Genomic DNA, 20,148 nt, shown 5'->3' on the forward strand with positions numbered 1-20,148 from the left:
GCTCGGGTCAGGGCCGGCTGATTCCGCCCAGATCGATGTCGATGGCATACGGCTTGTCGACCTTGATCCGGTCGCGATGCAGGCCCGTGTACGCGTACGTCTTGGTCCTCAAGTCGAGTTCGTGGACGTGGATGACCGGGCTGCCGTCCGTGCCGCCCTTCTCGACGCGCCAGAAGTTGGGGATACCGGCTGCCGCGTACTTCAGAGGCTTTGTCGTGCGGTCGCGGGACTCGGACTCCGGGGACACGACCTCGACGGCGAGGAGGACGTCCTCGGCCTGAAAACTGGTCTGATCCAGCCCGGTGACCGCGTCGGCTCGCACCACGCTGACATCAGGCTCGGGGCCGTTGCGGTCGTCGAGGAGAACGGTCATCTCCTGCTCGACGCTGAATCCCGGGGGCAGCGAGCTTCGAAGCCCGTTGAACAGCATGTTGATCACCAGGTAATGGAAACGGCGCTGCGGACTCACGAAAACCAGGCTCCCGTCGATCAGCTCGGTGTGCGGCGGGAGATCAGGCAGTGTGAACAGGTCGTCCACGGTGTAACCGTCCACGGGCGGCACCGGCCAGCGCGGGCGGCGGTGCTCTACGGACTCGGCGGTCATGGTTCCTCCCATGGGCGGGATCCTGCTGCCTGCTCCCCACCGTAGCCGGACGGTCCGACATGCGTCACCACAAAGAGTGACGACCCCCGTCCACGTCACCCCACCCCCCGGAGGGCCTACGCTGGAAGGCTGATCGTCCCCCAGTCAGGAGAGAAATGGCCGTCAACCTGGTCAATGTCGAGAACGTCACCAAGGTGTACGGCACCCGTGCGCTCCTCGACGGCGTGTCCCTCGGCGTCTCCGAAGGGGACCGCATCGGTGTCGTCGGCCGTAACGGCGACGGCAAGACGACCATGATCCGGATGCTCGCCAGGCTGGAGGACCCGGACACCGGCCGGGTCACCCACTCCGGCGGGCTGCGGCTCGGCGTCCTCACCCAGCACGACTCCCTCGATCCCGAGGCCACCGTCCGCCACGAGGTGATCGGCGACCTGGCCGACCACGAGTGGGCGGGCAACGCCAAGATCAGGGACGTGCTGACCGGTCTGTTCGGCGGGCTCGACATGCCGGGCTTCCCGCAGGGCCTGGACACCGTCATCGGGCCGCTCTCCGGCGGCGAGCGGCGCCGGATCGCGCTCGCCAAGCTGCTCATCGACGAGCAGGACCTCGTCGTCCTCGACGAGCCCACCAACCACCTCGACGTCGAGGGCATCGCCTGGCTGGCGGGGCACCTTCGGGCGCGCCGCTCCGCGCTCGTCTGCGTCACCCACGACCGCTGGTTCCTCGACCAGGTCTGCACCCGTATGTGGGACGTGCAGCGCGGCGACGTCTTCGAGTACGAGGGCGGCTACACCGACTACGTCTTCGCCCGCGCCGAACGCGAGCGCATCGCCGCCACCGAGGAGACCAAGCGGCAGAACCTGGTCCGCAAGGAGCTGGCCTGGCTGCGGCGCGGCGCCCCCGCCCGCACCTCCAAGCCGCGCTTCCGCGTCGAGGCCGCCAACGAGCTGATCGCGGACGTGCCGCCGCCCCGGGACAGCAGCGAGCTGATGAAGTTCGCGTCGTCCCGGCTCGGCAAGACCGTGTTCGACCTGGAGGACGTGACCGTCCAGGCCGGTCCCAAGGTGCTGCTCAAGCACGTCACCTGGCAGCTCGGCCCCGGCGACCGCATCGGCCTCGTCGGAGTCAACGGCGCCGGCAAGACCTCCCTGCTGCGGGACCTCGCGAACGCCGCGTACAGCGACGGGGAGCAGCAGCCCGCGGGCGGGCACGTCAAGGTCGGCCGGACCGTCAAGCTCGCGTACCTGTCCCAGGAGGTCGCCGAACTCGACCCCACCTGGCGGGTGCTGGAGGCCGTGCAGCGCGTCCGTGAGCGCGTCGACCTCGGCAAGGGCCGGGAGATGACCGCCGGGCAGCTGTGCGAGACGTTCGGCTTCGGCAAGGAGAAGCAGTGGACGCCGGTCGGTGACCTGTCCGGCGGTGAGCGGCGGCGGCTCCAGCTGCTCCGCCTCCTCATGGACGAGCCCAACGTCCTCTTCCTCGACGAGCCCACCAACGACCTCGACATCGAGACCCTGACCCAGCTGGAGGACGTACTCGACGGCTGGCCCGGATCGATGATCGTCATCTCCCACGACCGGTTCTTCGTCGAGCGCACCACCGACCGGGTCTTCGCCCTGCTCGGTGACGGCGCGCTGAGGATGCTGCCGCGCGGCATCGACGAGTACCTGGAGCGCCGCAAGCGGATGGAGGAGGCCGCCGCGGCCAGTGCCCCGGCGGCGGCGGTGAAGCCGGCCGCGGAGGTGCCCGAGAAGAGCGCCGCCGACGTGCGCGCCGCCAAGAAGGAGCTCCAGAAGGTCGAACGGCAGTTGGACAAGGTCTCCGAGAAGGAGACGAAGCTGCACGCGCGGATCGCCGAGAACGCGACGGACTTCGCCAAGGTGGCCGAACTCGACGCCGAGCTGCGCGAACTGGCCGGTCAGCGCGAGGAGCTGGAAATGCGCTGGCTGGAACTGGCGGAGGACGCCTGAGTCAGGCGAAGGACGGCTGAGTCCGGCTGAGTCTGGCCGAAACCGTACGGATACCGGGCGCACGCCGCGTGCAGAGGGCGTGCTGTGCTTTCTGGGGGGAACCCCCCCAGACCCCCCAACGCGTAACAGAGGCATCACGGGCCGGTCCTCCCTTGGGCACAGGGGCGGACGCGGCCCGGTGTGCTGTCGTGCCCGGGTGATAGAAAGGCCGTCCGAGAACTGTCTGAGTGACTGCCGTTCGACGACTTCGAGGCCAGCGCGTACCTCGGGTCGTGGCTAAAAAACAGTAGTAATAAGGGGGAACGCGCTGATGAGCCAGCCGCCCAACCAGCCGCCGCAGCCGGGTGGCTTCGGAGCACCGCAGGATCCACCACCGGGAGGCTTCGGGGCCCCGACCCCGCCGCCCCCGCAGGGTCCGCCGTCCGGTCCGCCGCAGCAGCCGGGGTACGGATATCCGCAGCAGCCGGGGCCGTACGGCCAGCCGCAGCCGGGACAGCCCGGGCAGCCGCAGCCGGGACAGCCGGGGCCGTACGGCCAGCAGCCCGGACCGTACAACTCCGGTCCGTACGCCGCCCAGCCCCAGCAGCCCGGCCCCTACGGCCAGCAGCCCGGGTACGGCTATCCGCAGCCGCAGTTCCCGGGCGCGCCCGGCACCCCGCCGCCCGGCTCCCGCAACCCGTTCAAGGGCAAGCCGGCCCTGGCGATCGGCGCCGCGGTCGCGGCCCTGCTGGTCATCGGCGGCAGCGTGTGGGCGGTCACCGCGACCGGCGGTGACGACAAGGACGAGAAGCCCGTCGCGGGCAAGAGCGACGACCCCAAGCCCTCCGGCTCCGGCGGCGCCCCGGTCAACCCCGGTGACGGCAGCGGCGACGGCGGTGAGGACACCGAGGACCTCAACGAGGGCCGCCAGGCCGGGGAGTCCAAGGTGCTCTGGTACAAGGAGGCGCCCGACGCCCCCGGTTCCGGCGCCGACGCCCCCGGCATGTGGGTCACCGGCGACACCGCGGTGAAGGCGGCGTACAAGCAGGTCTTCGCCTACGGCGTCGGTGACGGCAAGCCCGCCTGGGACCCGATCACCTTCCCGGAGGAGATCTGCGCGGTCACCCCGCAGAAGACGGCCGCGGACAAGATCGTCGTCGCCTACATGAGCGGCTCCAGCGACCGCGCCAAGTGCAACCAGATGCAGGAGATCGACCTCGCCACCGGCGCGAAGGGCTGGAAGGGAGAGGTCGAGGACGGAGAGCTCTTCGACTCCGCCCTCTCCGTCGAACTGAACGTCAGCGACAACGTCATGATGGTCGGCCGTTCCCAGTCCGGCACCGCCTACGACGTCACCAGCGGCAAGAAGCTGTACGACAAGAAGCGGTACGGCGACGCCTGCTTCCCCGCCGGGTTCGCGACCGGACCGACGAGCATCGTCCAGGTCGCCTCCTGCGGCGCCGGCGGCAACAACGAGCACGACGAGGTGCAGGGTCTCGACCCGAAGACCGGCAAGGTCCTGTGGACCTACAAGTACGAGAAGGGCTGGCGGGTCGAGCGCGCCTACTCCGTCGACCCGCTCGTCGTCTACGCCACCAACGAGGAGAAGAAGGTCTGGAACATCTCCACCTTCACCTCCAAGGGCACGGTCCTCGAACAGGTCGGCGTCGACGAGGACTTCGCCCCCGAGTGCGGCTGGGCCATCCTCGACCGCGACCTCCAGGGCTGCGAGGGCGTCGCCGTCGCAGCGGGCACGCTCTACCTGCCGACCGAGGCGACCAGCGGCGCCAACGAGATCGTCGCGATCGACCTCGCCACCGGCAAGGAGAAGTGGCGCGCGAAGTCCCCCGCGGACGAGTCGATGATCCCGATGAAGGTCGAGGGCGACCAGCTCATCGCGTATGTGCGGCCGTCCTACGACGCGGGCGGCCAGATCGTGTCGATCGCGACCGGCGGCAACAGCCACGAACCGGCCAAGCTGCTGCAGAACCCGCAGGGTGTCGCGGACATCGAGAACAGCTTCTACTCCAAGGACATCGACTGGGTCGACGGGCGGTTCTACATCTCCACCACCCGCCTGACCGGAAACGACGAGTCGAAGGAGAAGTTGATGCTCGCCTTCGGCAAGTGACCTTCTTCTTCCGCTCCGTTCGGTTCGTGCGTTCCGTTCGGTTCGTACGCCCTGTCCGGCCGTTCCCGCCGTCCCCGCTCCCAGAGGTACTCACGTCATGACCCAGCCGCCGCCCCCGCCACCCAACCAGCCCCCGCAGGGGGGAGGCTTCGGCCCCCCGCGGAACGAGCCGCCGCAGCCGCCGACCCCGCCCTCGGGCGGTACACCGAACCTCGGCAAGGCCCCCGAGCCGGGCTACGGCTACCCGCAGACACCGCAAACGCCTCCGCCGGCCCCGCAGGCGCCCGCGGGGCCGCCGACCCCGCCGGCGGGCGGTCCGCAGCCGGGTTACGGCTACCCGCAGGCCCCGCCGCAGCCCCAGCCCGGGTACGGCTACCCCGGTCAGCAGCCCGGCCCGTACGGGCAGCCGCAGCAGCCCGGGCCCTACGGGCAGCCGACGCCGCCGTACGGCCAGCCGGGGCAGCCCGGTATGCCGGGCCAGCCCGGTATGCCGGGCCAGCCCGGCCAGCCGGGCTACGCCTATCCGCCGGTGACCGTGCCGATGCAGGCCCAGGCCGGCGGTCCGGGCGGCGGACGGAAGATCAACGCACAGCTGGCGATCATCGTGTCGGCCGTCGTGGCGATCGCGCTGATCATCGGCGGCGGCGTCTGGTACGCGAGCTCCGACGGCAAGAACGACGGCAAGGACGACACCGCGAGCTCCGGCGGCAAGGGCGGCGAGGGCGGCACGGACCAGAAGGGCGGCGAGGGCGGCGCGTCCTCCGGCGGCGAGGAGAAGGTGCCCGCCGACCCCGCCTCCAAGATGCTCTTCCAGGTTCCCGCGCCCGCGGTGGCCAAGGACGACAACAGCGTCGTCGTCTCCGGCTCGTGGCTCACCGACACGGTGTACGCCAAGAGCGGCATCGCCGAGATCGTCGGCTACGACCGCGACAAGGGCAGCAAGAAGTGGTCGGTCAAGCTGGCCGGCCCCGTCTGCACGGCCACCCGGCACGTCACCGACGACAACAAGACGGTCGTCGTCCACCAGCCCGCCATGCCGACCAAGACGAAGACCTCGCACGGCTGCTCCCAGGTCGCGCTCATCGACCTGGACGCGGGCAAGACGCTGTGGACCAAGACCGCCGGTGACCAGCCGATGACCTTCAACAACGTCACGATCAGCGGCGGCACCGTCGCCGCCGGCGGCAATGACGGCGGCGTCGCCTGGGACATCGCCAAGGGCAACGTCCTGTGGTCCCCGAAGACGACCGACACCTGCTCCGACGCGGGCTACGGCGGCGGCGAGAAGCTGGTCGCGGTGCGCAGGTGCGGCTCGTACGACGCCCGGGAGCTGCACATCCAGACCATCGACCCGAAGGACGGGAAGGTGATCTCGGAGTACAAGATGGCCAAGGGCATCGAGTACGCGAGCGTCGTGTCGACGAACCCGCTGGTCGTGGCCGCCGATGTCGGCGACTCCGCCGGTGACGGCAGTGGCATCTCGGACTTCTTCTCCATCGACAACAAGACCGGCAAGCTGCTCGCCCGCATCTCGGCGCCGGGCGACCAGTTCGCGGCCGAGTGCGACGGCATCACCGAGATGGAGAACTGCACGGGGCTCGCGGTCGGCAAGGACCGGCTCTACATCCCGACGGAGGAGCACGAGGCCAGCGGCGGCAAGTCGTACAGCCGGACCAACGAGATCGTCGCCTTCGACCTGGCCACCGGGAAGCAGACCGGGCAGCGCGCCGACGCCGGCGTCGACTACACGATCATCCCGCTGCGCATGGACGGCGGCAACGTGATCGCCTACAAGGTCCCGCCGTACGACAAGGGCGGCCAGATCGTGAGCATCGACGGCGGTACGTTCGAGCAGACCACGCTGCTGGAGAACCCGGCGACCGAGGCGGTGCGGGACGTGGAGACCAGCATGTCGCCCGAGTACTCCGAGTTCATCTACTCGCAGGGACACCTCTACATGTCGGAGGTGTACGCGAGCGAGCCGACCAGCGCGGACGACAAGGAGTACCTCGTGATCGCGTTCGGTACCGGCGGCTGAGGCCGTTCGTCGCTTCGCCGGTGCCCCGATCGCGGCCCCGTCCCTGTTCAGGGGCGGGGCCGTATTGCGGGGGATTTCGGCGATCCGGGGCGGTTATCACCGGTAGGGCAGCGCGACGGCGGGCTAGCGTGTAGCTTCCGGGGGCATGAAGGGCGGGGTCGGGGCTGGGCCGCGGGCGGGGGAGCCGGGGGCCTTGGCCGACCGTGCCGGGGGACTGGGTGACTGGGGGGTTGCTCTATGGGAGTACGGCTCATGGTGGTCGACGATCACCGATTGCTCGCCGAGGCGCTGGCCTCGGCGCTGAAGCTGCGCGGGCACCGGGTGCTCGCCGCGGCGGCGCCCGCCGCCGGCGCGGCGGAGCTGGTGATCAGCCGGGCGCCGGAGGTGTGCCTGCTGGGGACGGCGACACCCGCCGAGCCGGGGATGTTCGATCCGGTGGTGCGGATCAAGCGGGAGCGTCCGCAGGTGGCGGTGCTGGTGCTGGGGCCGGTGCCGAACCCTCGCGGGATCGCGGCGGCGTTCGCGGCGGGGGCGTCGGGCTATGTCCGGCACGACGAGCGGATCGAGGGCGTCGAGCGGGCGATCATGAAGGCGCGGGCCGGGGAGGCGGCGGTGGCGCCGTCGCTGTTGCAGGGGGCGTTCGGCGAGCTGCTGAACCCGGCGGCCCAGCCGGACGACGAGGGGCAGCGGCTGCTGCAGATGCTCACGCCGCGGGAGGTGGAGGTGCTGGTCCGGGTCGCCGAGGGCGAGGACACCCGCCTGATCGCGGCGGGTATGGGGATCGCCCCGTCCACGGCGCGTACGCACGTCCAGCGCGTACTGATGAAGCTGGGTGTGGGCTCCCGCCTGGAGGCGGCGGCACTGGCCGCGCGGACGGGGCTGCTGGACCGGGCGAGCGCCCTGGGCGGCTGAGCGCCTTGGGCGGCTGAGTGCCTTGGGTGGCTGAGCCGCCCGCACCGACGCCGGTGCCCCGTGAGCGCGGGGCACCCGGCGTCGGACGTCACTCCTTCGGTGCCTTCTCCTTCGGCGCCTCCTCGACCGGCGGGGGCGGCGGAGCCGTCGGCCTCAGCTTCAGCCACGCCAGGAAGAACAGCCCCAGCACCAGCATGCCCAGCCCGGTCCACAGGTTGATGTTCACCCCCTGCGCCTTGTCGATCTCGTCGTCGGACGCCACGAGGCCCGCGATCGTCACGATGACGCCGTAGACCACGAACAGCCCGCCGATGATCCGCCGGATGTCGAACAGCCGCGCGGCGGTGACGGACTTGGTCTCCAGCTCGGTGACCTCGTCCTGGACGTTCTTGTCGGAGTAGGAATCAGACATGTTCTCTCAATCCTCCCGCGATCAGAACGAGAACGGGATGTAGCAGGCGGCGGCCAGTACGACCGCTCCCCAGCCCAGCAGCGCCGGCTTGCGGTACCACGCGTCGTCGCCCTCGGCGGGCGCCTCGGCCATGCCGGGGGAGGTGGTGCCGTAGACCAGGCCCCGCAGCTCGGCGACCGGCTTCGGCTTGGTGAACAGGGTGACGGCGACCATGACCACCGCGCCGGCGACGAAGCCCGCGATCGCGGAGACGAAGTTGGCGCCCTGGTCGGTGGGGATGTCGACGATGCCCTGCTCGTAGAGGACGAAGTAGTTCACCATCGCCGCGGTGGTGCCCGCGATCAGGCCCCAGAAACCGGACTTCATGGACGCGCGCTTCCAGAACATGCCGATGATGAAGACCACGAACATCGGCACGTTGAAGAAGGAGAACAGCGTCTGGAGGTAGCTCATGATGTTGGAGAACGACGACGCCAGGAAGGCCGTGCCGATCGAGGCCAGGACGCCGATCACGGTGATCAGGCGGCCGAACCGCACGTAGTAGCCGTCCTCGCGGTCCTTCACGACGTACTTCGCCCAGATGTCGGCGGTGAAGACCGTGTTGAAGGAGGAGATGTTCGCCGCCATGCCCGCCATGAAGGCGGCCAGCAGGCCGGTCACCGCGATACCGAGGACGCCGTTGGGCAGCAGCTGCTGCATCAGGTACGGGATCGCGTCGTTGTACTGGAGATCCGAGCCGGGCGTGCCGATCTTCGGGACGAGTACGGCGGCGACCAGGCCCGGGATCATCACCACGAAGACGATGAAGATCTTCGGGAACGCGGCGATCAGCGGCGTGCGCTTGGCCGCCGAGAGGTTCTTCGCCGACAGGGCGCGCTGCACCTCCGCGAAGTTCGTCGTCCAGTAGCCGAAGGAGAGGACGAAGCCCAGGCCGAGCACGATGGTCAGCCAGTTGGCGCCCAGCGGGTTGTCGCTGCCGATGCCCGTGCCGCCCCATGAGGTCATGAAGTCGGCCCCGCGGGTCTGGGTGAGGGAGTCGGACAGGCCGTCCCAGCCGCCGACCTTCTTCAGGCCCAGGATGGTGATCGGGATGAGGCCGGCCAGGATCACGAAGAACTGGAGGACCTCGTTGTAGATCGCCGAGGACAGTCCGCCCAGGGTGATGTAGGCCAGGACGAAGAAGCCGGCGACCACGATGGCCACCCACTGGGGCCAGCCCAGCAGTGCCTCGACGACGATCGCGAGGGCGTAGAGGTTCACTCCGGCGATCAGGATGGCGGCGACGGCGAACAGGACCGAACTCAGCAGGTGCGCCGCCTTGTCGAAGCGCAGCAGCAGGAACTCGGGGACCGAGCGGACCTTCGAGCCGTAGTAGAACGGCATCATCACCAGGCCGAGGAAGACCATGGCCGGAATGGCGCCGATCCAGTACCAGTGGGTCGTGTAGACGCCGTACTGGGCGCTGTTGGCGGCCATGCCCAGGATCTCGGTGGCGCCCAGGTTGGCCGCGACGAAGGCGAGGCCGGTGACCCAGGCGGGCAGTGAGCGGCCGGACAGGAAGAAGTCCAGGCTGGTCTTGACCGAACGCCGGGCGGCGAAACCGATGCCGAGTACGACGAGGAAGTAGATCCCGAGGATCGAGTAGTCGAGCCAGTTGGTGGGGAGTCGAAGCTCAGCGGCTAGATATGTGGGGGTATGCATACGAACTCGCTTCGTTGCGCGAACTGATCAGAGCGGAACCTACGCCTCCGCGTTCAGTAATTGAACACTTTTGGTGATGTTCTTTGTTCGATTGTGATGATCGGCGCGCTGACGGATCGGTGGTCGGTCGCGGATGGCTCGTCGGTTCGATTGCTGATTGGTTGTGACGTGTTATGTTTGATTGTGTTGGATGATTGGGTGCGGATGCAGGTGTAGAGGAGTCCGGCAGTGAAGAAGACCTCGACCCGACTGGCCGACGGTCGCGAGCTCGTCTACTACGACCTGCGCGACGACACCGTGCGGGACGCCGTCGACCGCCGTCCGCTGGAGCCCACCGTCACCACCTCCGAGGTCCGCCGCGACCCGCTGCTCGGCGACTCGGTGGCCGTCGCCTCCCACCGCCAGGGCCGCATCTACCACCCGCCGGCCGACGAGTGCCCCCTGTGCCCCTCGCAGGGCGAGCGGCTGAGCGAGATCCCGGACTCGTCGTACGACGTGGTGGTCTTCGAGAACCGCTTCCCCTCGCTGGCCGGCGACTCCGGCCGCTGCGAGGTCGTCTGCTTCACCTCCGACCACAACGCCTCCTTCGCCGACCTGAGCGAGGAGCAGGCCCGCCTGGTGCTGGACGCCTGGACGGACCGCACGTCGGAGCTCTCCCATCTGCCCTCCGTCCAACAGGTCTTCTGCTTCGAGAACCGGGGCGCCGAGATCGGTGTGACGCTGGGTCACCCGCACGGGCAGATCTACGCCTACCCCTTCACCACGCCCCGCACCGCCCTGATGCTCCGTTCACTCGCCGCGCACAAGGAGGCGACGGGCGGGGAGAACCTGTTCGACGCCGTCCTGGCGGAGGAACTGGCCGGTGAGCGGGTCGTCCTGGAGACCGATCACTGGGCCGCCTTCGTGCCGTACTCCGCGCACTGGCCCTACGAGGTGCACCTCTACCCCAAGCGCCGGGTGCCCGACCTGCTCGGCCTCGACGAGGCGGCGCGCACAGAGTTTCCCCAGGTCTATCTGGAACTCTTGAGGCGCTTCGACCGGATCTTCGGTGCCGGTGAGCCCCCGACGCCGTACATCGCGGCCTGGCACCAGGCCCCGTTCGGGCAGCTGGAGGACTTCGAGGGCGTGACGCGGGACGACTTCGCGCTGCACCTCGAGCTTTTCACCATCCGCCGGACATCGGGCAAGCTGAAGTTCCTCGCGGGCTCCGAGTCCGGCATGAACGTGTTCATCAACGACGTGCCTCCGGAGCGCGCGGCCGAGCGACTGCGAGAGGTAGCGAGTTCATGAGCGGGAAGTACCTGGTGACGGGCGGGGCCGGTTACGTAGGCAGCGTGGTCGCCCAGCATCTGCTGGAGGCCGGCCACGAGGTCGTCGTCCTCGACAACCTCTCGACGGGCTTCAGGGAGGGCGTGCCGGCCGGCGCCTCGTTCGTCGAGGGCGACATCCGTGACGCCGCCAAGTGGCTGGACCCGTCGTACGACGGTGTCCTGCACTTCGCCGCCTTCTCCCAGGTCGGCGAGTCGGTCGTGAAGCCCGAGAAGTATTGGGACAACAACGTCGGCGGCACCATGGCCCTGCTGGAGGCGATGCGCACGGCGGGCGTCGGCCGCCTCGTCTTCTCCTCCACGGCCGCCACCTACGGCGAGCCGGACCAGGTCCCGATCGTCGAGTCCGCGCCGACGAAGCCCACGAACCCGTACGGCGCCTCCAAGCTCGCCGTCGACCACATGATCACCGGCGAGGCGGCGGCCCACGGCCTGGGCGCGGTCTCGCTGCGCTACTTCAACGTCGCGGGCGCGTACGGCGCGTACGGCGAACGCCACGACCCCGAGTCGCACCTCATCCCGCTGGTCCTCCAGGTGGCACAGGGCAGGCGCGAGGCGATCTCCGTCTTCGGCGACGACTACCCGACGCCGGACGGCACCTGCGTCCGCGACTACATCCACGTCGCCGACCTGGCCGACGCCCATCTGCTCGCCCTGGACGCGGCCACCCCCGGCGAGCACCTCATCTGCAACCTGGGCAACGGCAACGGCTTCTCCGTCCGCGAGGTCGTCGAGACCGTCCGCCAGGTCACCGGCCACCCGATCCCCGAGGTCGTGGCCCCCCGCCGGGGCGGCGACCCGGCGGTCCTGGTGGCCTCGGCCGGCGCCGCCCGCGAGAAACTGGGCTGGAACCCGTCGCGCGCGGACCTCGCGGGGATCGTGGCGGACGCGTGGGAGTTCGCGCAGCAGCGCGCGAAGTAGACCGTACGGACGAGAAGGGTGAGGGGTCAGGGCATGGGCGAGGCTGTCGCAGGGGACGTCGCAGGAGCTGTCGGCGAGCGGTTCCGGGAGCTGTACGGGACGGACCCCGAGGGGGTGTGGGCGGCGCCGGGCCGGGTCAACCTCATCGGCGAGCACACCGACTACAACGACGGCTTCGTCATGCCGTTCGCCCTGCCGCACACCGCCGTCGCGGCGGTGTCCCGACGCGACGACGGCATCCTGCGCCTGCACTCGGCGGACATCGCGGCCGGCCCCGTAGAGCTGCGCGTCGCGGACCTCACCCCCGAGTCGGACCGGTCCTGGACCGCGTACCCCTCGGGCGTGGTCTGGGCGCTGCGCGAGGCCGGCCACGAGCTGACCGGCGCCGACATCCACCTCGCCTCGACGGTCCCGTCCGGCGCGGGCCTGTCCTCCTCGGCGGCCCTGGAGATCGTCGTCGCCCTCGCCCTGAACGACCTCTACTCCCTCGGCCTGCGCGGCTGGCAGCTGGCCCGCCTGTGCCAGCGCGCCGAGAACGTCTACGTCGGCGCCCCGGTCGGCATCATGGACCAGACCGCGTCCGCCTGCTGCGAAGCGGGCCACGCCCTCTTCCTCGACACCCGCGACCTCTCCCAGCGCCAGATCCCCTTCGACCTCGCCGCCGAGGGCATGCGCCTCCTCGTCGTCGACACCCAGGTCAAGCACTCGCACAGCGAGGGCGAGTACGGCAAACGCCGCGCGGGCTGCGAGAAGGGCGCCGCGCTGCTGGGCGTGAACGCGCTGCGCGACGTGGCGTACGACGAACTCGACGCGGCACTGGAGCGGCTGGCCGACGACGAGGAGGTGCTCCGCCTGGTCCGGCACGTCGTCACCGAGGACGCCCGGGTCGAGCGGGTGGTGTCGTTGCTGGAGTCCGGCGACACCCGCGCCATCGGCCCCGTCCTGGTCGAGGGCCACACCTCCCTGCGCGACGACTTCCGCATCTCCTGCCCCGAGCTGGACCTGGTCGTCGACACAGCCCTCGCCTCCGGCGCCCTGGGCGCCCGCATGACCGGCGGCGGCTTCGGCGGCTCGGCGATCGTCCTGGCGGAGGCCGCCGACGTCGACGCCATCACCAAGGCGGTGAAGGAGGCCTTCGCCTCGGCGGGCTTCACGGCGCCCCGCGTGTTCGAGGCGGTGCCTTCGGCGGGGGCGCGGCGGGTGGTCTGACGGGGCGCGGAGGTGGTCTGACACGGCAGGACTGCTGACAGGGCCCGGGTGTGACTGGTGTCACACTCGGGCCCTGTCAGCAGTCGGAGCGCCGTCTCGTTCAGGGAGCACGCGAACGAGACAGGAGCACGCCATGAAGCACCGCATCGTCGTCCTCGGCGCCGGATACGCCGGGGCTTTCGCCGCCGGGAACCTGGCCCGCCGGCTCTCTCCCGCCGACGCCGAGATCACCGTCGTCAACGCCGTGCCCGACTTCGTCGAGCGGATGCGCCTCCACCAGCTCGCGGCCGGCCAGGAGATCGCGTTCCGCAAGCTCGCCGACGTGTTCGCGGGCACCGGGGTCCGGCTGCGGCTGGCACGCGTCACCGGCGTCGACCCCGGGCGCAAGTCCGTCGCCGTGACCGGCGAGGACGGCGACGGGGAGCTCGCCTACGACACGCTGCTCTACGCGCTCGGCAGCTCCGTGGCCCACCACGGCGTCCCCGGCGTGGCCGAGTACGCCTTCGACGTGACCGGCCGTTCCTCGGCGCTGCGTCTGCGCGAACGCCTGGCCGGCCTGGGCGCGGGCGGCACCGTGCTGGTCGTCGGCGAGGGGCTGACCGGCATCGAGACCGCCACCGAGTTCGCCGAGTCCCGGCCCGACCTCTCGGTCGCGCTCGCCGCCCGCGGCGAGCTGGGCGCATGGCTCTCCCCGAAGGCCCGCCGCCACCTGCGCCAGGCTTTCGACCGGCTCGGCGTCACCGTCCACGAGAACACCGCCGTCGAAGCCGTCGAGCCGACCCGGACGATCGCCGTCGACGGCACGGTCATCCCGGCCGACGTCATCGTGTGGTCGGCCGGGTTCGCCGTGCACCCCATCGCGGCAGCCAGCGGCCTGGAGGTCGCCGGGACCGGCCAGATCGTCGTCGACCGCACCATGCGCTCGGTCTCGCACCCGGACGTCTACGCGGCCGGCGACTGCGCCTACGCGATCGGCGACAACGGCCGGCCACTGCCGATGTCCTGCGCCTCGGCCGGCTTCACCAACATGCAGGCGACCGCCGCGATCATCGCCCGCCTGACGGGCGGCGACGTCCCCACGGTCGGGCTGAAGTACCACGGCAACCACATCAGCCTCGGACGGCGGGACGGAATCTTCCAGATGGTGGACGGGGACGTCCGGTCGAAGTCCTGGTACCTGGGCGGCCGGACCGCCGCCCGGCTCAAGTCCGGCATCCTCATGGGCGCCGGCCTGGGCATCGCCCACCCGACCTTCGGCATGCCGAAGCGCAGGCGCCGACTGGCCACCACGCCCGACCGTGGGGCCGGGGCCGGGGCCGGGGCCGGTGCCGGTGCGAAGGCCGCCGCATAGGCTGACCCGCATGGACGACGCAGCCCTCGACCGGTTCGAGGCCGGCCGGGACCGGCTGGCCTCGCTGGCGTACCGTCTGCTCGGCTCGGCCGCCGACGCCGAGGACGCCGTGCAGGACACGTTCCTGCGCTGGCAGGCCGCGGACCGCGAACGGATCGAGGTGCCGGAAGCGTGGCTGACCAAGGTCGTCACCAACCTCTGCCTCGACCGGCTCCGCTCGGCACAGGCACGCCACGAGCGGACGGCCGGTGCCTGGTTGCCCGAGCCGCTCCTCCAGAGCGACCCGATGCTCGGCCCCGCCGACACCTTCGAGCGGCGCGAATCGGTGTCCTTGGCCGTACTGACCCTCCTGGAGCGCCTCTCGCCCGTCGAGCGGGCCGTCTACGTCCTGCGTGAGGCCTTCTCGTACAGCCACGCCGAGATCGCCGGGATCCTCGACATCACCGAGTCCGCGAGCCAGCAGCACGTCCACCGGGCCCGGACCCGGGTCGCCGCCGAACGCCGACGCGGCGGCGAGGCCGACCCCGCCTCCGCGCGCCGGGTCGTCGAGGAGTTCCTCGCCGCCGCCGTGTCGGGGCGTACCGAACGGCTGGTGGCGCTGCTCACCGACGACGTGACGGCGGTATCGGACGGCGCCGGACTGGCCGGGCGGCTGCTGCGGTACCGGACGCCCGAGCGGGTCGCCTCCTTCGTGCGGGCCGGCTTCAAGCCCACGGCGGCGAAGCGGCGGCTGGTCGGCGGCTCGCCGGCGATGCACCTCGCGACGCTCAACGGCTCCCCGGCCGTCGTGGCCGTGGTCGACGGCCGGGTCGTGGGCGCCGTGGCGTTCGAGGTCGCCGACGGCAAGGTCGCCTCCCTGCGCGGCATCGCCGCCACGGCCCGCCTCACGCGCCTCAACGAGACCTGGCGGCAGCACGAACCCGAGGCGCCGGTCCTCGCGGCGTGGTGACCGGGCGACCGGATCCGGTGAGCTGAGCCGGAGTGAGCACGGCACCGGGCGGCGGGGCGATGGCCCAGGGCCGCGGAGTACACCTGAGTTGCGAGTCGGCGACGGACCGTTCGGAAGGTTGGATTCCGGGTGATCGTGGAACCATGCCTGAACTTGCCGACAAGCAGCCCTCCGGCGGAGAGGGTGATGCCGTCACTGAAGGTTGTCTCCTGCTTCTCGTGCTGATGGCGGACGTGGCGGCCGCGCTGTTGGTCGCCATCGTGCTCGCAGCCCGAGGGCTGGGCCGGACGGACGCCGGCTCCGGACAGACAGCGATCGGCGTGCCGTCCCTGGACTGGGCGCCAGTGCTGGGCTTCGGCGCTCTGGCCCTGGTGGTCGGGGTAACGGCCGTCGTGCTGCTGCGGATCGGGCACCGAGTCATCGGGGCGGTGCAGCTGACGCTTTGCGTCTTCCTGACAGTCCACACGCTGGGGTCCTGGCCCTGACCGCCGGTGCCGCCCGGCGCTACCTCCGTGCCACGGCCGGGTCATGGCGTCTGCCGCCCGACACGACGGACGACCTGGAGGCCATCACCGGGGAACTGGCCGCCAACGCCCTGGAGCACAGTGACAGCTCCACCGTCACGGTCACCTGCGCCCTCACCGCCGACACGGTCACGATCGGCGTGACCGACGACGGCGGAAGCAGGCGTACGCCCGTGATCCCCGCGCCGACCGGATCACCCGAGCCGGAGTGTGAGCGTGGACGCGGCCTGCTGATCACCGACGCGCTGGCCACCCGGTGGGGGACGCGGCGGACGAGCGGTGGCCTGACGGTCTGGGCCGGGGTCTCCGTCGGTGTCGCGTCGGGTGCGCCGGCCGGTACCTGGTGAGCAGGAGGACGCTCGCCCGCACCGGAAGGCCGGCGCCTTCTGCCCCAGTTCCGCCTGTCGTCACCCATTGTGATGACGATCAGCGGAGCCGACGGCCACCGTGGACGGGCCGGCCGAGAATCCCGTCCATGGGAGGAACCATGACCGCCGAGCCCCTCGCCGAGCCGAACGCCACGCCCGGCTGCCGCTGGCCGGTGCCGCCCCGGGACGGGTACACCGTGGACGACCTGTTCACGTTGCCGGACCTTCCGCCGCACACCGAGCTGATCGACGCGAGCTTGGTTTTCGTGAGTCCGCAGCGGCATTTTCACAGCATCACGATCGACCTGCTGATGGCCGGTCTGCGCCGCACGGTGCCCAAGGAGATGAAGGTCCGCCGTGAGATGACTGTCGTCCTGGACCGCCGCAACGGTCCCGAACCCGACATCTCCGTCGTCCGCGCCGACGCCGTCACCGGCAGGGAGCAGACCCGCTTCCAGGCCGCCGACGTCCTGCTCGCCGTCGAGGTCGTCTCCCCGGACTCCGAATCCCGCGACCGCGACACCAAGCCGCACAAGTACGCCGCCGCGGGCATCCCGCACTTCTGGCTGGTCGAGACGGGCGGCGGTGCCGGCAAGCACCCGGTGGTCCGGGTCTACGAACTGGACCCCGTCTCCAAGACGTACGACCTGACCGGTACCCATCGCGAGCTGCTCAAGCTCGGCGTGCCGTACGACATCGACGTCGACATCACCTCGGAAGCGCTCGACGATTTCTGAACACCTCAGACCGGCTGCCGCCGGCCCAGCCGCTTCACCAGCGTGTACTCCGTGATCCCCGGCGGGTAGTCAGGGATCACGCACATCACGTCGTAGCCGTGTCTCGTGTAGAAGTCCGGTGCCTGGAAGTCCCAGGTCTCCACGCGGGCGGCCGCGCAGCGCCGTTCGTCGCGGGCCGTGCGCTCCGCCTCCGTCAGGAGGGCCGAGCCCAGGCCCGCGCCCCTGCACCGGGCGTCCACCCACAGGTACGTCACGTGCAGCCAGGTCGCCCAGGTGTGGCCGACCAGGCCGCCCGCCAGGCCGCCGCCCTCCTCCAGCACCCAGACGTGCAGCGGGAATTCGCGTTCGTGAGGGGTTCCGCGCAGGGAACGGAGGGTGGAGGAGGCAACCGTGTTCGTCTCCCGCAGGCGGGTGCGCAGCAGATCGCGCCGTGCCTTGTCTACTTCTGTCACAAGACGAAACATGCGGCTCACCATAAACGCGCGGGGCTGTCAGTTCTGCAAATAGCCTTCCGCTCCCGGCGACCGTCCGTACTCTGATGAGCAGCACCGGTGGGGGCCGGTGCCGTTCAGGGGGCGAGACAGCCGGGTACGGCGCCCGGGGCGGGGGTAGCGGTTACTGCACGGCGGCGGCCGTGCGGCCGCGGCGACCTGTCCCGGAGTACCGAGCGCACAGTCGGATACGGGGCTTCGGGCGCCGTACCCGTGCCGGTGTCGTCTTCCGTGTTCCGTGGATGGACAGACGATGGGTATCCCCTGCTCCTCCAGGAGCTCGGGGGAGGGGGTTTCGTGGTTCGTATCCGAGTCCTGGTCGTCGACGACCACCGGATCTTCGCCGAGTCGCTCGCCGCGGCGCTGGCCGCCGAGCCGGACGTCGACGTCTCCGCGGCCGGCAGCGGCCCGGCCGCGCTGCGCTGCCTGGAGCGGGCCGCGTCCGAGGGGCGGCGGTTCGACGTGCTGCTCGTCGACGCCGACCTGGGAGGTCACGCGCCCGGCGCGCGTCCCGCCGCCGTGCCCGTGCGGGACGGCAACGAGGACGGGCTGGTGGACGGGATCTCGCTGGTCGCCGGGGTGCGGTCGGGGCAGCCGAGCGTACGGACCGTGGTCCTCGCCGAGAAGGACGACCCCCGGCGGGCGGCCCTCGCGCTGGGCGCCGGCGCCTCCGGCTGGGTGGCCAAGGACTGCTCCCTGTCGCGGCTGCTCAGCGTCATACGGGGGGTTCTGCGCGACGAGACGCATCTGCCGCCCGCCCTGCTCACCGGCGTCCTGCGCGAACTGACCGCCGCCCGCAAGCACCGCACCGAGAGCGAACGGCTGGTGGAGTCGCTGACCCCGCGTGAGCGGGAGGTGCTGCGCTGCATGGTCGCCGGACTCGGGCGCAAGGCGGTCGCCGAGCGGCTGTACCTGTCCCCGCACACCGTGCGGACACACATGCAGAACGTCCTGGGCAAGCTGGGCGTCCACTCCACCCTCGCCGCCGTGGCACTGGCGAGAAGGGCCGGGGTGGGGCCGGCGGACCTAACCGGGGATGTTGTCGAACGGGGCGGTCAGCTGGCGTAGCAGCGCGGCCAGTTCGCTGCGCTGGGCGCGGGAGAGTTCGGCCAGGATCGCGCGCTCCTGGGCGAGCAGGCCCGCCAGCGACTGGTCGGCGCGGTCGCGGCCCTCGTCCGTGAGCCGGACCAGTACGCCGCGTCGGTCGCTCGGGTCGGGCAGACGCTCCACCAGGCCCTTCTTGGCCAGGCGGTCGATACGGTTGGTCATCGTGCCCGAGGTGACCAGGGTCTGGGTGAGGAGCTGCCCCGGCGAGAGCTGGTACGGGGTGCCCGCGCGGCGCAGCGCCGTCAGGACGTCGAACTCCCAGGGCTCCAGATTGTGTTCGGAGAAGGCCAGGCGGCGTGCGCGGTCCAGGTGCCGGGCGAGCCTGCTGACCCGGCTCAGCACCTCGAGCGGTTCCACGTCGAGGTCCGGGCGCTCCCGGCGCCACGCTGCGACCAGCCGATCGACCTCGTCCTCCATGACGATCAGTGTAGTGGTTGTGTCGACGTGAAGTCTCTTGATGTCGATTATCTTGACGCCGAGAGAGTGTCGGGGTGACGCTGGGTACCCGTCCCACACGGACATCCCCTGGAGGCCTCATGCCCGCCACCGCCCCCACCTGGGACCCCGCCCAGTACCTCCGGCACGCCGACCACCGCGCCCGCCCCTTCACCGACCTCCTCGCCCGCGTCCACGACCTGCCCGGCGACCCGCCCCGCATCGCCGACCTCGGCTGCGGCCCCGGCAACGTCACCGCCCTGCTCGCCGACCGCTGGCCCACCGCCCGCGTCACCGGCTACGACAACTCGCCCCGGATGCTCGAACGGGCCCAGCGGCACGCCGGCCCCACACCACACGGCGGCCACCTCGACTTCGCCCCCGCCGACGCCCGCACCTGGACCCCCGACGAGCCGTACGACCTCCTCGTCACCAACGCCACCCTCCAGTGGGTCCCCGGCCACGTCGAGCGCTTCCCCGACTGGATCGCCGGGCTCGCCCCCGGCGGCACCCTCGCCCTCCAGGTGCCCGGCAACTTCGACGCCCCCAGCCACCGCCTGCTGCGCGAACTCGCCCACTCCCGGCGCTGGCGGGACCGCCTCGCCGGCACCCTGCGCCACGACGACGCCGTCCTCACCCCCGAGGCCTACCTCGCCCACCTCACCGACCTCGGCTGCACCGCCGACGTGTGGGAGACGACGTACGTCCACCTGCTGACCGGCGACGACGCCGTGCTGGACTGGGTGAGCGGGACGGCGCTGCGGCCCGTGCTCACCGCGCTCGACGACGAACCGGAAGCCCGCGACGCGTTCGTCGAGGAGTACCGGACCGTCCTGCGCGCCGCCTATCCCGCCGGGGCGCACGGCACACCGTTCCCCTTCCGGCGCGTCTTCGCCGTCGCCCGGAAGACGAACCGCTGATCCACGCGGCCCGTCACGAGACAGCAGCCGGTCACGCCAGGAGGGGCACGGCCCGGGGCCG

The 20,148-nt window shown here is 70.9% G+C and carries 19 protein-coding genes; 14 read left to right on the plus strand and 5 right to left on the minus strand.

What is annotated here, in order from left to right:
* Nucleotides 1–7: 7 nt before the first annotated feature.
* A complete protein-coding gene (locus QC283_RS18405; RefSeq protein WP_398125303.1) occupies nucleotides 8–604 on the minus strand; it encodes a Uma2 family endonuclease in 597 nt (198 codons plus the stop codon).
* Nucleotides 605–759: 155 nt separating this feature from the next.
* On the opposite strand from QC283_RS18405, the gene QC283_RS18410 reads away from it, so the two are divergent.
* The 4 genes from QC283_RS18410 to QC283_RS18425 all read left to right on the plus strand — a co-directional run bounded on the left by QC283_RS18410 (nucleotide 760) and on the right by QC283_RS18425 (nucleotide 7,634).
* The gene (locus QC283_RS18410; protein ID WP_279562640.1) at nucleotides 760–2,574 is read left to right on the plus strand and encodes an ABC-F family ATP-binding cassette domain-containing protein; all 1,815 of its coding nucleotides are present in this window, start codon (nucleotides 760–762) and stop codon (nucleotides 2,572–2,574) included.
* A 310-nt stretch (nucleotides 2,575–2,884) separates the two neighbouring features.
* Nucleotides 2,885–4,684, plus strand: coding sequence for an outer membrane protein assembly factor BamB family protein (locus QC283_RS18415; RefSeq protein ID WP_279562641.1), 1,800 nt, complete (start codon nucleotides 2,885–2,887; stop codon nucleotides 4,682–4,684).
* Nucleotides 4,685–4,781: 97 nt separating this feature from the next.
* Nucleotides 4,782–6,722 carry an outer membrane protein assembly factor BamB family protein gene (locus tag QC283_RS18420; RefSeq protein WP_279562642.1) on the plus strand — a complete coding sequence of 647 codons (1,941 nt, stop codon included), beginning with the start codon at nucleotides 4,782–4,784 and terminating at the stop codon, nucleotides 6,720–6,722.
* A gap of 237 nt (nucleotides 6,723–6,959) precedes the next feature.
* Nucleotides 6,960–7,634: a helix-turn-helix transcriptional regulator gene (locus QC283_RS18425; RefSeq protein WP_279562643.1), complete on the plus strand. Its 675-nt coding sequence runs from the start codon at nucleotides 6,960–6,962 to the stop codon at nucleotides 7,632–7,634.
* A gap of 88 nt (nucleotides 7,635–7,722) precedes the next feature.
* Here QC283_RS18425 and QC283_RS18430 read toward each other — a convergent pair whose 3' ends face one another.
* Both QC283_RS18430 and QC283_RS18435 read right to left on the minus strand, forming a co-directional pair.
* Nucleotides 7,723–8,046 (minus strand): hypothetical protein, encoded by a 324-nt coding sequence (locus tag QC283_RS18430; protein ID WP_279562644.1) that lies wholly within the window; start codon nucleotides 8,044–8,046, stop codon nucleotides 7,723–7,725.
* A 21-nt stretch (nucleotides 8,047–8,067) separates the two neighbouring features.
* On the minus strand, nucleotides 8,068–9,747 hold the full coding sequence (locus tag QC283_RS18435) for a sodium:solute symporter family protein (RefSeq protein WP_279562645.1): 1,680 nt from the start codon (nucleotides 9,745–9,747) through the stop codon (nucleotides 8,068–8,070).
* Between the two features lie 228 nt (nucleotides 9,748–9,975).
* Here QC283_RS18435 and galT point away from each other — a divergent pair, with 228 nt between their 5' ends.
* The 8 genes from galT to QC283_RS18475 all read left to right on the plus strand — a co-directional run bounded on the left by galT (nucleotide 9,976) and on the right by QC283_RS18475 (nucleotide 17,134).
* On the plus strand, nucleotides 9,976–11,037 hold the full coding sequence (gene galT / locus QC283_RS18440) for a galactose-1-phosphate uridylyltransferase (protein WP_279562646.1): 1,062 nt from the start codon (nucleotides 9,976–9,978) through the stop codon (nucleotides 11,035–11,037).
* Nucleotides 11,034–11,996, plus strand: coding sequence for a UDP-glucose 4-epimerase GalE (gene galE, locus QC283_RS18445; protein WP_279562647.1), 963 nt, complete (start codon nucleotides 11,034–11,036; stop codon nucleotides 11,994–11,996). The genes galT and galE overlap by 4 nt, the downstream gene beginning before the upstream one ends.
* Before the next feature lie 33 nt (nucleotides 11,997–12,029).
* Nucleotides 12,030–13,205: a galactokinase gene (galK, locus tag QC283_RS18450; protein ID WP_279562648.1), complete on the plus strand. Its 1,176-nt coding sequence runs from the start codon at nucleotides 12,030–12,032 to the stop codon at nucleotides 13,203–13,205.
* 133 nt (nucleotides 13,206–13,338) lie between these two features.
* Nucleotides 13,339–14,556: an NAD(P)/FAD-dependent oxidoreductase gene (locus QC283_RS18455; protein WP_279562649.1), complete on the plus strand. Its 1,218-nt coding sequence runs from the start codon at nucleotides 13,339–13,341 to the stop codon at nucleotides 14,554–14,556.
* Between the two features lie 10 nt (nucleotides 14,557–14,566).
* Nucleotides 14,567–15,505 (plus strand): sigma-70 family RNA polymerase sigma factor, encoded by a 939-nt coding sequence (locus QC283_RS18460; RefSeq protein WP_279562650.1) that lies wholly within the window; start codon nucleotides 14,567–14,569, stop codon nucleotides 15,503–15,505.
* A 143-nt stretch (nucleotides 15,506–15,648) separates the two neighbouring features.
* Nucleotides 15,649–15,990 (plus strand): inner-membrane translocator, encoded by a 342-nt coding sequence (locus QC283_RS18465; protein ID WP_279562651.1) that lies wholly within the window; start codon nucleotides 15,649–15,651, stop codon nucleotides 15,988–15,990.
* The gene (locus QC283_RS18470) at nucleotides 15,948–16,376 is read left to right on the plus strand and encodes an ATP-binding protein (RefSeq protein WP_279562652.1); all 429 of its coding nucleotides are present in this window, start codon (nucleotides 15,948–15,950) and stop codon (nucleotides 16,374–16,376) included. Before QC283_RS18465 ends, QC283_RS18470 begins: the two co-directional genes overlap by 43 nt.
* A gap of 140 nt (nucleotides 16,377–16,516) precedes the next feature.
* Nucleotides 16,517–17,134, plus strand: a complete 618-nt coding sequence (locus QC283_RS18475) for a Uma2 family endonuclease (RefSeq protein ID WP_279562653.1) — start codon at nucleotides 16,517–16,519, stop codon at nucleotides 17,132–17,134.
* 5 nt (nucleotides 17,135–17,139) lie between these two features.
* Here the strand turns inward: QC283_RS18475 and QC283_RS18480 are convergent, their stop codons facing one another.
* The gene (locus QC283_RS18480) at nucleotides 17,140–17,610 is read right to left on the minus strand and encodes a GNAT family N-acetyltransferase (protein WP_279562654.1); all 471 of its coding nucleotides are present in this window, start codon (nucleotides 17,608–17,610) and stop codon (nucleotides 17,140–17,142) included.
* A 312-nt stretch (nucleotides 17,611–17,922) separates the two neighbouring features.
* Between QC283_RS18480 and QC283_RS18485 the strand changes: the two genes are divergently transcribed.
* Complete coding sequence (locus QC283_RS18485; protein ID WP_279562655.1) at nucleotides 17,923–18,693, plus strand: response regulator transcription factor; 771 nt, start codon at nucleotides 17,923–17,925, stop codon at nucleotides 18,691–18,693.
* Here the strand turns inward: QC283_RS18485 and tamR are convergent.
* Nucleotides 18,652–19,149 carry a MarR family transcriptional regulator TamR gene (tamR, locus tag QC283_RS18490; protein ID WP_279562656.1) on the minus strand — a complete coding sequence of 166 codons (498 nt, stop codon included), beginning with the start codon at nucleotides 19,147–19,149 and terminating at the stop codon, nucleotides 18,652–18,654. The two genes, QC283_RS18485 and tamR, sit on opposite strands and share 42 nt — an antisense overlap.
* A gap of 119 nt (nucleotides 19,150–19,268) precedes the next feature.
* Between tamR and QC283_RS18495 the strand changes: the two genes are divergently transcribed.
* Nucleotides 19,269–20,087: a trans-aconitate 2-methyltransferase gene (locus QC283_RS18495; RefSeq protein ID WP_279562657.1), complete on the plus strand. Its 819-nt coding sequence runs from the start codon at nucleotides 19,269–19,271 to the stop codon at nucleotides 20,085–20,087.
* Nucleotides 20,088–20,148 lie beyond the last annotated feature (61 nt).

This window comes from Streptomyces sp. DH41 (assembly GCF_029813785.1).
GTDB lineage: Bacteria > Actinomycetota > Actinomycetes > Streptomycetales > Streptomycetaceae > Streptomyces.